Origin of the sequence: Serratia sp. Je.1.23.a (assembly GCF_051129805.1) — a bacterium.
Classification (GTDB): Bacteria; Pseudomonadota; Gammaproteobacteria; order Enterobacterales; family Enterobacteriaceae; genus Serratia; species Serratia liquefaciens.
Map to the genome: position 1 here is coordinate 790169 of NZ_JBCPSR010000001.1, position 13470 is coordinate 803638.

Sequence of the window (13470 nt, forward strand, 5' to 3'; positions counted from 1 at the left end):
TTTATTAAGCCAGTTTCGTGAATAAGAGGTTACGTCTTGAAGAATATAGTCTTTATCATGCCATATTTAGGATGGACAGGTGCTGAGCGCGTTGTTTTTAATTTGTTGAATAATCTAAATAAAGAGGATTTCCGCGTACATCTTCTTCTTTACAAAAAAGATGACAAGAGAAACTCTTTGCTTTCTGACTTATCTAAAGATGTTATTGTGTCATATTTGAACTTAGATGGGAGAATTAGAGATTCTATATTTAAGTTTGTTTTTGGAATTAAGGGGTATTGTAAAAAAAATAGTATAGATACACTTTTTATTAGTGACGGTGTATCTAATGCTGCCCTTTCACCATTTGTTTTTTTATTGGGAAATAAAGTAAAAAAAATAGCACGAGAGTCTAATTTACCGACGCTGTTTGAAAAAAATAATTTAATTAAGTTTCTTTATAAATCCTGCTATAAAAATTACGATGCTATCGTGGTGCAGAGCAATGAAATGTACTCTGATTTATCGGAAAAAATGGGAATACCAAAAAGCAAGTTAATCAAGATAAATAATCCTGTTGATATTGAACGAATAGTTAAGATGAGCTCAATGCCTGCCTCTGATATATACCCAGAGGGTAAGATTAATTTGTTATCTATTGGTCGTCTTACTTACCAAAAAGGATTTGATCTACTTTTAACTGCATTTTCAAAACTGGATAAAAACAAATATCATTTGACATTAATTGGTAGTGGTGAGCAGAAGGATGAGTTAGTTGAAATTATAAAAAGATTTGAAATCAAAGATAGAGTATCTTTTGTTGATTCAACGGATAACCCTTATGTATATATGAAACATGCTGATGTTTTTATTTCTAGTTCTCGTTGGGAGGGATATCCTAATGTGGTTATTGAAGCTATAGCTTGTGGAACACCGGTTATTGCGAATGACTACCCTGGAGGAATTAAAGAGATCATTAACATGAGTAATGGAGTCATCTGTGATATCGAGTTGGAACTTCAATCTTCTTTGGATAAAGCTATGGAGCTAACTAAAGTTTCGCTTGATGAAAAAGAGATTGTTAAAATTTATCAAGATTATGAAGCCTTGTTAAAATAAAAATTTTTATCGCATTCTGTAATTATCATTAGACGTTGTAACATTAAGGCTTTGTCTTAAGTTAATTTCAATGATCGAGGCGCTTAATATGAAATTTTTTATTAAAAATTTAATTTTAGCTGCTGTACTTATAAGCCCATCGGTTAGTGCTTTCGAAAGAGGCATTAACATACACTTTAAACATTACCCCCGTGACTCAGAGTTTTATATTCAATTAGCTAAAAAGTATGGTTTTACATCTATCCGTGATGATTATCCTTGGCAGCTACTTCAAAAAAATGGTAAAGATTTTTTACTATCGGGAAATGTGAATAAAGTTGATTATCTTTTCTCTCAAAAGCATCCGAATATTAGCAGTATGCTGATATTAGCCTATGGTAATCAAAAGTTAACAAATTTTGATTACCCTAGGACTGAAGAAGATATTGATAATTTTGTTAAATATGTATCTTTTACCGCTGCGCGGTGTAAAGGCACGGTTAAGTATTACGAAATTTGGAATGAGTGGCTATATGGAACAGGGATTCCATTCAAGTCAACACCACCTGACTTCCAAGTTTATTTAAAGTTAGTGAAGAAGTCGTCTGAAGCTATAAGAAAACAGGATCCTAATGCAATTATAGTTGCAGGTTCAATAAATCCTTTCAAAGAAAAAGAGCTCGAATGGATGGATAATCTAATTGCAAATGGCATGTTAGATTACGTCGATGGAATATCACTTCATCCTTACTCGTATGGTAACCCAGATATGAGTATGCGTATTCCAGAAAACAATATTAAAGCCATAGACAAATACGAAGATCATTTAAAAGGGATACTAGGAAAATCGATCCCTCTTTATATTACAGAAGTAGGATATACTTCGTATAATGGTCCAAACGGAGTCTCTGACTCTCAAGTTTATCAGTATATGCAACAGTATATGGATGAGGCTGAAAAAAGAGATTTTATTAAAGGTGTATGGTGGTACGACCTTATCGACGATGGTAGCAATGTGAAGAATCGCGAACATAGGTTTGGTGTGTTAAATCAAAAATTGATTGTGAAGTAGTTGTTGATTTATTTTTATGTATGGATAACTATTCTCTAGTTGAATTGCTGAAAATAAGTAATATTAATTGATTAATATAAATATCCTGTAATGGAAAAGACGGTGTAGAGTCAAATTTTTCAACTCCATCATCATCTTTATTTCGGGGATAGAAAACGGTGCTTTCGGTTGGTTATACGTCTATTCTAAATTAGGTAATTTTAATGGCAATCTTACATCATAGAACCCATTCAAAAACCAATGCATCATTAATTTCTATGGCGCAAAGATTTTCTGATATATTTATTATTTTTCTTGGTCTGTATGTTATTGTTTTTTTAAATTCCCAGCCTTTTAATTATAGGCATTTATTGGTATTTTTAATAGTTCTGGTCGTTTATCAGATGATTGGAGGGATGACTGATTTTTATCGGTCATGGCGTGGCGGTAAAATATCAACGGAACTTATTTTAATTATACAAAATTGGACGCTGAGTTTTATTTTTACAATAGGTTTAGTTTCGTTTCTACCTGAGTTTGATTTTTCTCTCAAAATTTTCTTTCAATGGTATCTTTTAGTGAGCCTTGGTCTCGTCGGGTGTCGTATCGCGATACGATTTATCGCAGGCTTCGTTCGTAACCTTGGTTATAATACAAGGAGAGTTGCAGTTGCTGGTTCAATGCCTGTTGGACTAAGCTTACTCCGCGGTTTTAAAGCTGACTCTTGGCTAGGTTTTATGGTCGTTGGTGTTTATGACGATACCCCTATTTCGGAAGAGGGTATTGAGTATGTTGGGGATTTTTCCAAATTAATCGAAGATGCACGCGAAGGAAGACTTGATAGAATTTATATTGCTATGAGTATGGGGGATGAGGTTAAGATTAAAAACTTAGTGAAAAAGCTGACGGATACAACGTGTTCGGTCATGCTTATACCTGATTTGTTTACTTTTAATATTTTACAGTCTCGAACGGAAGAAGTTAATGGAGTACCAGTAGTTCCATTGTTCGATACTCATCTGAATGGTATTAACAAAGTTTTCAAACGGTTGGAAGATATTATTCTTTCGATGATGATATTGGCCTTTATTTCACCTGTGCTAATTTTGATCTCTTTATTTGTTAAGTTTACATCACCCGGTCCTGTGATATTTAGACAGATACGTTACGGCATGGACGGAAAACCTATCAAAGTTTGGAAGTTTCGTTCAATGAGTGTTATGGAAAATGATAATACTGTTGTACAGGCAAAAAAACACGATGCTAGAATTACTAAAGTTGGGAAATTTTTACGAAGAACATCCTTAGATGAGCTCCCTCAATTTTTCAATGTTTTATTTGGTGAAATGTCTATTGTAGGCCCACGACCACACGCCGTTTCTCATAATGAACAATACCGTAGTCTGATTGAAGGCTATATGCTTAGACATAAAGTTAAGCCTGGGATAACGGGTTGGGCTCAAATAAATGGTTGGAGAGGGGAGACCGACACACTAGACAAAATGCAGAAGCGTGTAGAATACGATCTTGAATACATTCGTGAATGGAGTGTTTGGTTCGATATAAAAATAATTATCCTTACTGTTTTTAAGGGGTTTGTGCATAAGTCTGCATACTGACTCTTTCTTAAAGATAAAATTTCTAGCCTTGGAAGTGAAATTCCGAGGCTTTTTTTTTGCATTTAACTAGCGTGCTATTTAAATGACGTGAAACGATTTCGACTGCATCCTTATGATCTATATAATAAATTTAGGACTATATGATTTTTGCATAAAAAATTATCCGTATGGTCATTGGCATAGTTGACTTTACTTCCACTAACTGGTTTAGGATTTTTTAACTGAATTACCACTCTTATGTTTTTTAGTTTTTTTTTATTATTAAATATCAGTGAGTTGTGTTTTTTTTCATTGGATAAAAAAAATGAAATTTTCTGGGCAAATGCTGCGTAGTGTGACCTTGACAAAATAGCTTATCCAGCCTTTATTTAGATTGTAGGAGATTGTCATCTTCTGCTCAATCAAACGTTTTTTCTCAGGGCGATTCCTTTCCGCCGGGTTGAGAATACATTAAATAGGGGTTAATCATGGCTTCTCTTGCTAATCAAACAACGGCAGCTGCCTTGTACTATGCTGTTCTGGGGCAAAATCCGACTGAAACCCAGTTTAAACATTTTGGGCAACAAATCGAAAGCGGTACCTTTACTAATGAAACTTTTGTTACATCCTTGCTTAATAGTAGTGCTGGTCAGACCCTTTTCCAAGGGTTAAGTAATAACCAGATTGTTACTCAGGTTTATACTTTAGTCTATGGTAGTAGCCCAGCGGCTAACGTGGTTACGGATCTTCTATCTACTGGAGGTTTATCCTCTGCTTTAGCCACTCTCGTGAATAACGTAGTTCATTATCAAGGTTTTGATCCTGCAGTAATCAATGTTCAAACAGTTTTTGATCAAAAAATTGATTCTATATTGTATTCAACAACTTCGAGTATTGCTCCTTTGGCAGTTCAGGAGCAGGTAGCAGCATCCTATCTTGGATTGTTGGGACGGGACAGATGGGTTGACGCTGGAGGTTTAAAATATTGGAGTGCTGACTTAAATAGCGGAACTAGTTATACCAATATGATTACTAAACAGTTGTTAACTTCTGAATATCAGAAAAGAGTGGGGCAACTTAATGGTGATGAGTACATTCAAAAAATCTACAAAATTGTGCACGGAGCTGTAGCTACTGATGCTCAAGTTGCTGCTTTTGCAGCCCTAGGGAGTAACAAAGCTGTCCTTGCCGCTGCAATTATAAATGATATGCGTAACTCCACGGCAACTGATAATACTACCGTTTCCCAGCAGCATGCTTTTGAATATATTATTGGTACCAGTTTGGATTACAAAACCAGTGCTACTTTAACGGCTACAGCTACAGGTGGCAATGCGACGGGATCTATAAATTCTTATACAAATCATGTGTTAAGTAATGCTGAAACAGCGGTGCTTACTAATGTTCTTCTGAACGCTAACTCTGCTAGCGTCGTTAATTTGAAGTTCGCCGATCATCTGGCGAATCTGACCATTAACGGCTCCAGCGCAGCAACGGTTAACCTGTCAGATAATGGCGTCAACCCAGGTGTGGACATTACTGTGAATAACGGCAACGTTATTCTTAACGCCAGTTCTGGTGCTGATGATGTTCTCGTTACTACCGATGCAAACGTTGGCCTTGCAACTTCGACGGCCAAGTTTAACCTCGGCGAAGGCAATGACAGCCTGAAATGGTTAGGCAATGCCGCGGTTGGTGGTGCTAACACGGTAAGTGCCAACATCCAGGCCAACGGTGGTAATGGGGTTGATACCATTTCGGCCAACTTTATTACCAAAAACGTGGTGATGGGAGGGAACGCTCTGGCTCGTACGGCGACGATTACCACCAACTCCTCACAATTCTCTAACTTTGAGAAAATTGACCTGGCTGGTTATATTGGCAAAGCGACGGTTAGCAGTGGTTCAACGGCTGCCAACCATACCTTTGACTTTGGTGTATTAACTGGGCGCGCCACCTCAGAATCAAGCCTTACTGGGACTCTTAGCACCACGGTCAATCAGGCAGCAACTTCCACTATTGGCTCACAAGGTTTTGTGTTGTCTGGTTTGGCCGAGGCAGTGAAAGTGATTAATGCTGCCGGCGGTAACTCCGCGCAGTTGGAAGTGACCGGTAATGCGACGGCGGCAAGTAGTGTGGAAATTACTTTCCTGCAGAATGCCACGGACCACTTTAACGTCACTTTCGATGCCGTTAGTTCAACCGATGTGAATGCCGGTTCACTGGCTCTGAACAGCAGCAGCAGTCTGTTGTTGCCAACTGTACTGAGCACGCTGAACATTGCGTCTGGCGGTACCGGTAGTTTTGACAATATCTTGTCACTGACTGGCACAAATGCTCAGGTGCAAAACATTGCTGTTACAGGCGATCACTTACTGGATCTGACTGTGGGCAGTGGTTTTAGTAACGTGCGTGATATTAACGCTTCTGCTAATACTGGTGGTTTGGATCTGAACTCAAACCATGCCGGTACCGGTGACGGTATTATCGTTCAATTGCTTAACATCCTGCCGTTGAGTGCCGTGACTACAGGGCTGTTGGCTCCGGTACTTACCGCTCTGGGTCTGAATGGTTATCAACTGACTGTCGAAGGGACCGGTGCGGCTGACAGCTTCAACGTTCTGGGTAACACCACCCTGGCCGGTGGCAATGGTGTGAATACCTATCAACTGAAGTCCAGTACCACTCAGGCCGGTGTTACCATTACCGACTTTGACAGTACCAAAGACAAGATCGTTGATGCGGCTTCTGCTTTGACCATCTCCGGCAATACCAGTGGTACTGCGGTGGCGGATTACGGCACTCGTGCTTCTGATACTCTGGATGCGCTGCTGGGTACTCTGGTTGGCGGGCTGACCAACGGCGTTATTGGCCTGTTGGGCGGTATCCTCGGTCTCGGTAGCAGCAACGCACTGACGGCTAAAGTGGGTGTGGCGTCAGTAGTGTTTGGCGGTACTGGCGATAATGCCAGCTCTTATGTGATTATTGATAACAACAATAACCACACGCTGGATACTAGCGACAGCGTTGTTTACCTGACAGGGCAAAATCATCAGCAACTGCTGGATACTCTGCATTACGCATAAGGTAAGCTCTGCAGGTTAATAGTTTCCATTGAAACTGTTATTAGTTAAATAATACGGGGAGGTCAAACTTCCCGTATTGTTTTATTTTGTGATCGGCATCATTATCTCTAACTTATTCCATTCCTCATAATTCCCTCACATTTCATCATGTCTTTCATCTTGTTGTTTTTCCTGCGTTTCTAACAAATGTCTTTGCGGTTTTTTTTTACGTATTGCCTTGCTGATATGGCCGTTCACTATCTATAGTTAAAAAAAGTATCTGCAGTCTCGAGCATGTTTGGGGAGGCTTCTTTAGGATTTTCTTTATTTTTGTTTTTTTTAGGAATTTCCTTAGAAGAAATCAATGCGGATTGGACTGACAGTGCACATGATGTAAGGGCAGAATGTGAATCAATTTATACCGCGCAATGAAATTGCGGATGTTATACGGACACGCAGTAAAGTTTTTTGGACCGTTGGCATATTCACCGCATTTATTAACTTGTTAATGCTTGTTCCTTCAATCTATATGCTCCAGGTTTATGACCGGGTGCTTCCTTCGCGCAATGAAATCACCTTACTGATGCTGACGCTGATTATGCTGGGAATGTTCGGCATGATGGCGCTGCTGGAGTATGTGCGCAGCATGGTGGTGATCCGTATCGGTAGCCAATTGGATATGCGTTTGAATACGCGGGTTTATACGGCAGCGTACGAATCTAACCTTAAGAATGGTTCTTCCGATGCAGGGCAGATGCTGGGTGATTTGACTACCGTACGGCAGTTCCTGACCGGCAGCGCACTGTTTGCTTTCTTCGATGCGCCCTGGTTCCCGATTTACCTGCTGGTGATTTTCCTGTTCAACCCGTGGTTGGGTTTGTTTGCTCTGGTTGGCTCATTGATGCTGGTTGCGTTGGCGGTGGTCAACGAAATGGTGTCCAAGCAACCCTTGGGCGAAGCGAGCAAGTTATCGATCATGTCCAGCAGCCTGGCAAGTACCAATTTGCGCAATGCTGAAGTGATCGAAGCATTGGGCATGCTGCCTAATCTAAAACGACGTTGGTTTGGATTGCATCAGAGATTTCTCAATAGCCAGCGTGTTGCCAGCGAGCGCGCGACTACCGTCAGTTCCATCACCAAATTTGTTCGTCTCTCTCTGCAGTCATTGGTCTTGGGGCTAGGGGGATGGTTGGCGATTGATGGGCATATCACACCCGGCATGATGATCGCGGGCTCTATTTTGATGGGGCGAACTCTGGCGCCCATCGAGCAGGTAATTAACGTCTGGAAAAGCTGGAGCTCAGCCAAACTATCCTATCAGCGTTTGGTCAAACTGCTTGATAAGCATCCACCGCGCGGAATGGGGATGTCGCTTCCCCGTCCTGAAGGGATCATCTCGGTTGAAGGCGTCACCGCCACCCCACCGGGATCAAAAGCCGATGCGGTGTTGCACAATGTCAGCTTTGCTATTCAACCGGGCGACGTGCTGGGGATTATCGGGCCAAGCGCTTCCGGCAAGTCTACGCTGGCGCGTTTACTGGTCGGTATCTGGCCAGTCAGTGAAGGCATTGTGCGTCTTGATAATGCTGATATCTACCAGTGGAATAAAGATGAGCTGGGGCCCTACATTGGCTACCTGCCGCAGGATATCGAACTCTTTGCCGGTACCATCGCCGAAAACATCGCTCGTTTTAACGACATAGACTCCGAGAAAGTTATTGAAGCCGCCAAGCTGGCCGGGGTGCATGAACTGATCCTGCGCTTCCCTAATGGTTACGACTCGATCATCGGTAACGGCGGGGCAGGGTTATCCGGCGGACAGAAGCAGCGAATTGGCCTGGCGCGTGCGCTGTATGGCGATCCATCTCTGATCGTGTTGGACGAGCCTAACTCCAATTTGGATGACGCCGGTGAGAAAGCGCTGAATCAGGCCATTTTGTTCCTCAAGCAGCGTAATAAAACGGTGATTCTGATTACCCATCGCACCAACCTGCTGTCGATGACCACCAAGCTGCTGCTGTTGGTCAACGGTAGCGTCAATGCGTTTGGCCCAACGCAGCAGGTTCTGCAAGCCTTGGCCAATGCGCAAAAAGCGCAGACTCCACAGCAAGCCGTGCGTGCGGTCAATTCCGAGCCGGACGAAGGCAATATCCCAAAAACTCAAATTAATTAAGCCGTGAACTTGCCGGGCGGGGCAAAAGCGCCGCCTGCAGTCGAAGGAGTTGGTATGTCTACGCACATTGGCGAGCCGCAAGACTCGTATTCAGAAGAGATCCCACAGGACGAGCGGCGTTTTACCCGCATGGGATGGTTGGTGGTGGGGCTTGGCCTGTTTGGTTTTTTCGCCTGGGCTGCATTTGCACCTTTGGATAAAGGGGTTGCTTCGCCAGGCTCGGTGATTGTTTCCGGCAACCGCAAGACCGTACAGGCGCCAGCCAGCGGCATCATTAAAAGTATCACTGTAAAAGAAGGCGACAGGGTTAAAGCCGGTGAAGTATTGGTGCAACTGAGTCAGGTACAGGCGCAGGCGCAGGTTGATTCTCTGCGCGATCAATACTACACCACCCTGGCCACCGAAGGCCGCCTGCTTGCTGAACGTGATGGATTAAGCAAAGTGACTTTCTCGCCGGTCTTCGAACAACTCCAGGCTCAGCCGCGGGTTGCCGAGATCATCGCGCTGCAAACCCAGCTCTTTTCCTCACGCCGTCAGGGGCTGCAAAGCGAAGTCGACGGTTATAAACAGTCGATGGACGGTATGCGCTTCCAACTAAAAGGCCTGCAGGATTCCAGGGTCAACAAGCAGATCCAGCTTTCCAGCCTGCGCGAGCAGATGAACAGCATGAAACAACTGGCTGCCGACGGCTATTTACCGCGTAACCGTTATCTTGAAGTGCAGCGTCAGTTTGCGGAAGTTAACAGCAGCATCGATGAAACCGTCGGGCGGATCGGCCAAGTACAAAAACAGCTGCAGGAGTCTCAGCAGCGGATCGATCAGCGTTTTGCCGACTATCAGCGCGAAGTCAGAACCCAACTGGCGCAAACGCAGATGGATGCAAGCGAATTCAGAAACAAGCTGGAAATGGCGAATTTTGATCTCGGCAATACCGCGATCACCTCGCCGGTGGATGGCACCGTAGTCGGATTGAATATCTTTACTCAGGGGGGCGTCGTGGGAGCGGGTGACCACCTGATGGACGTTGTACCCAGTCAGGCTACGCTGGTGGTGGATTCCCGCCTGAAGGTAGAGTTGATTGACAAGGTGTACAACGGGTTGCCGGTGGATTTGATGTTTACCGCTTTCAACCAGAACAAAACCCCGAAAATCCCGGGGACGGTGACATTGGTTTCTGCCGACCGTTTGGTTGACAAGGCCAATGGCGAACCCTACTACCAAATGCAGGTCACGGTATCTCCTGAAGGCATGAAAATGCTGGGCGGGGAGGATGTTAAGCCGGGTATGCCTGTTGAGGTGTTCGTGAAGACAGGGTCACGCTCACTGCTAAGCTATTTGTTTAAACCTATTTTGGATCGCGCTCATACTTCATTAACCGAGGAATAATTTTGATTCAATTTAAACGACAGGTTGCTGGCCTTGCTATCAGTACCCTCTTGTTTGCGATATCTGCGCCGGTTCATTCGATAGGGATTCTAGACGCATATTCGCTGGCACTTGAAAAAGATCCGACCTTTCGGGCGGCTATAAAAGAAAAAGAAGCGGGGGATGAAAACGAAAACATCGGCAGGGCGGGGCTGCTGCCGAAGGTGTCGGCCAATTACCAGAATTCACCGCGTAACTGGCAGACGCAAAAGTATCCGGCGAGTGACATTTTTGGCAACAGCCTTGGTGAGGCGACCAAACGACAGCAGTATCGCAGCCATTCCAGTTCGATAACGCTGACGCAACCGTTGTTCGATTACGAAGCCTATGCGCGTTACAAGGCCGGCGTGGCGCAAACGCTGATGTCAGATGAGCGTTACCGCAGTAAATATTTGGATCTGGCTGTGCGGGTGATCTCCGCCTATGTTGAAGTGGCTTACTCCAAAGACCAGATCGCGCTGGCCTCAGCGCAAAAGGCGGCTTACAAAGAGCAATTGGCGCTAAACGATCGCTTAATGAGCGCGGGTGAAGGCACCATTACCGACGTTTCAGAGACCCAGGCGCGCTACAGTCTGGCAGAGGCGCAGGAAATTGAGGCACGTGATGCTCTGGATGCGGCACAACGCGAGCTGGAGGTGATTATTGGCGTACCGCTCGATCAACTGGATGAGTTACAGGTACTGCGCCCCGGTAAATTCCAGGTGGCGCCGTTAATCCCTTCCAAATTTGAAGAGTGGCAAAAAATTGCCCTGGAGAATAACCCGATGTTGGCTGCCTCGCGCCATGGCGTTGATGCCGCCAAGTATGAAGTGGAGAGAAACCGCGCGGGCTTTATGCCGCAGGTTCAGCTCTATGCTTCGCATTCGGAAAATGACTCCAGCAGTGATAACACGGTTAACCAAAAATACCGCACCGACAGTATCGGCGTGCAGGTGAGTGTGCCGATCTATGCCGGCGGTGGGGTGTCCGCATCGACTCGCCAGGCGGCTTCACGCTATGGGCAGGCGATGTATGAAATGGATGCACAAGTCGGTACCACGCTGAACGATCTGCGTAAGCAGTTCAATCTTTGCATCAGTAGTCGCGCAAAATTAGCGGCGTATGAACTGGCGGTAAAATCGGCCACAACGCAGGTAACTGCCACCCGCCAGAGCGTGTTGGCAGGGCAGCGCGTCAACGTCGATGTGCTGAATGCCGAGCAACAACTTTACAGCGCGCAGCGAGACCTGGCTTCGGCTAAGTACACCTACATAAAGTCCTGGATCACCCTGTTGAGCGACTCTGGAACGCTTGACGAAAAGGACGTGAAACGAGTGGCGCAGTATTTTTCCATGAACCGTTGAGCAAGTAGTGGGAAATGGTTCAAATACTCACCATGAGTATTTGTCTGAAAGAGCAGCCCTGAGCTGCTCTTTTTTGTCTCAATACGTTATGTTAGCAACCAGTGGTGCTCCTACCTTGCCGATAGCACAGTATTTTCCGGTATAGATCATCGCGTGTATATCTATGGGGCGAGATGAGTTTAGGTAGGGGTTTTTTAGCATACACGTAATTTTCGTGTGTGATTGTATGACTTTTATAATGCTGGGTTGGCAGGCGCTACGCCGCACTCTCGTTTATAAGACAGACGACTGAGTTAAGGGTTAATAATGTCAAAACTAATTCCTGTGGTTATGGCCGGTGGTACAGGTAGCCGGTTGTGGCCACTGTCGCGCGAATCATTCCCCAAACAATTTCTCTCCATTGATGACAGTGGGTTCAGTTTGCTACAGCAAACTCTGCAACGTTTGTCAGGGTTGGATGGAGTCGAAGTCGCCGCGCCTTTAGTTATCTGCAATGAGAATCATCGTTTTCTGGTAGCGGAGCAACTGCGCGAAATTGATCAGCTTGCGACCAATATTATTTTAGAGCCTATTGGGCGTAACACTGCGCCTGCTGTTGCATTGGCAGCACATTTGGCTGCTGAAGAAGACGATGACAGCATACTTTTGGTGTTGGCCGCAGATCATTTGATTAAAAAAGTGGAGAACTTCCACGCAGCTATAAAAACGGCAATTATGCATGCCGCCGAAGATAATTTGGTGACTTTTGGTATTATTCCTGGGCATCCGGAAACGGGTTACGGCTATATCAAGCGTGGTTCTGCACTTTCCAGCCAATGCTTCAAAGTTGATGCATTTGTGGAGAAACCTTGCTTGGAAAAGGCAACGGAGTATCTTGCCAGTGGTGAGTTTAGTTGGAACAGCGGCATGTTCATGTTTAAAACTGCCAAATTCCTGCAAGAGCTGCAACAGTTCAGCCCTGAAATATTCAGTACAACACAACAATCTGTGGTCGACAGCCAGCGTGATATGAATTTTATCCGTGTTGATCAAGAAATATTTAAGCATTGCCCAAGTGACTCCATCGATTATGCGGTGATGGAAAAAACACGTGATGCAGTGGTGATCCCCATAGATGCCGGCTGGAGCGATGTAGGTTCATGGACATCTCTGTGGGACGTGTCAGAAAAGGATGCTCTCGGCAATGTTAACGTCGGTGAGATTATCTCCATAGATTCCAATAATAACTATATCTCATCTGATGGCGCGCTAGTGGCTACTATCGGGCTGGATGACCTTATCGTGATCAATACCAATGATGCGTTGTTGATCTCGACTAAGGATCGCGTTCAGGACGTTAAGAAAGTGGTTGATGAGCTAAAAAAACGCAACCTTCATCACTTTCGCCAGCACTCCTCTGCTTATCGCCCATGGGGCAAGATCTGTGATATCGACAACGGCGAACATTTCCAGGTCAAAAAAATCATTGTTCGCCCTGGTGAGGGATTGTCAGTACAGCGTCATCTTCATCGCGCAGAGCACTGGGTCGTCGTTAGCGGTACGGCAAAGGTAAATGTTGAAGATAAAGAATTCTTCTTATCAGAGAACCAGTCTACATTCATCCCTGCTGGCAGTGTCCACACCCTGGAGAACCCTGGGAAAATCGATCTTGAAATCATTGAGGTTCGATCAGGATTTTACCTGGAAGAAGATGACATTGAGCGTTTACATGATCGGTACGGCCGAGTTTAATTAAAGG

At 44.4% G+C, this 13470-nt stretch carries 8 protein-coding genes; all 8 read left to right on the forward strand.

Features of this window, described 5'->3' with window-relative positions; genetic code table 11:
- Positions 1-36: 36 nt before the first annotated feature.
- Positions 37-1098 carry a glycosyltransferase gene (locus AAZT04_RS03865; protein WP_237142405.1) on the forward strand — a complete coding sequence of 354 codons (1062 nt, stop codon included), beginning with the start codon at positions 37-39 and terminating at the stop codon, positions 1096-1098.
- An 88-nt stretch (positions 1099-1186) separates the two neighbouring features.
- Positions 1187-2149, forward strand: coding sequence for a cellulase family glycosylhydrolase (locus tag AAZT04_RS03870; RefSeq protein WP_434679017.1), 963 nt, complete (start codon positions 1187-1189; stop codon positions 2147-2149).
- Between the two features lie 203 nt (positions 2150-2352).
- Positions 2353-3747, forward strand: coding sequence for an undecaprenyl-phosphate glucose phosphotransferase (gene wcaJ / locus AAZT04_RS03875; RefSeq protein ID WP_048761725.1), 1395 nt, complete (start codon positions 2353-2355; stop codon positions 3745-3747).
- 467 nt (positions 3748-4214) lie between these two features.
- Positions 4215-6812, forward strand: a complete 2598-nt coding sequence (locus tag AAZT04_RS03880) for a beta strand repeat-containing protein (protein ID WP_048761728.1) — start codon at positions 4215-4217, stop codon at positions 6810-6812.
- 385 nt (positions 6813-7197) lie between these two features.
- Complete coding sequence (locus AAZT04_RS03885) at positions 7198-8964, forward strand: type I secretion system permease/ATPase (RefSeq protein WP_434679020.1); 1767 nt, start codon at positions 7198-7200, stop codon at positions 8962-8964.
- Between the two features lie 54 nt (positions 8965-9018).
- On the forward strand, positions 9019-10350 hold the full coding sequence (locus AAZT04_RS03890) for an HlyD family type I secretion periplasmic adaptor subunit (RefSeq protein ID WP_020826026.1): 1332 nt from the start codon (positions 9019-9021) through the stop codon (positions 10348-10350).
- Positions 10351-10352: 2 nt separating this feature from the next.
- Positions 10353-11732, forward strand: a complete 1380-nt coding sequence (locus AAZT04_RS03895) for a TolC family outer membrane protein (protein WP_044549370.1) — start codon at positions 10353-10355, stop codon at positions 11730-11732.
- 306 nt (positions 11733-12038) lie between these two features.
- A complete protein-coding gene (locus AAZT04_RS03900; RefSeq protein WP_048761733.1) occupies positions 12039-13463 on the forward strand; it encodes a mannose-1-phosphate guanylyltransferase/mannose-6-phosphate isomerase in 1425 nt (474 codons plus the stop codon).
- The last annotated feature ends 7 nt before the right edge of the window (positions 13464-13470 follow it).

Bases quoted from the DNA above. Each gene is read 5' to 3' on its own strand.
- AAZT04_RS03870 (WP_434679017.1), top strand. From the start codon at position 1,187: ATGAAATTTTTTATTAAAAATTTAATTTTAGCTGCTGTACTTATAAGC.
- wcaJ (WP_048761725.1), top strand. From the start codon at position 2,353: ATGGCAATCTTACATCATAGAACCCATTCAAAAACCAATGCATCATTA.
- AAZT04_RS03880 (WP_048761728.1), top strand. From the start codon at position 4,215: ATGGCTTCTCTTGCTAATCAAACAACGGCAGCTGCCTTGTACTATGCT.
- AAZT04_RS03890 (WP_020826026.1), top strand. From the start codon at position 9,019: ATGTCTACGCACATTGGCGAGCCGCAAGACTCGTATTCAGAAGAGATC.
- AAZT04_RS03900 (WP_048761733.1), top strand. From the start codon at position 12,039: ATGTCAAAACTAATTCCTGTGGTTATGGCCGGTGGTACAGGTAGCCGG.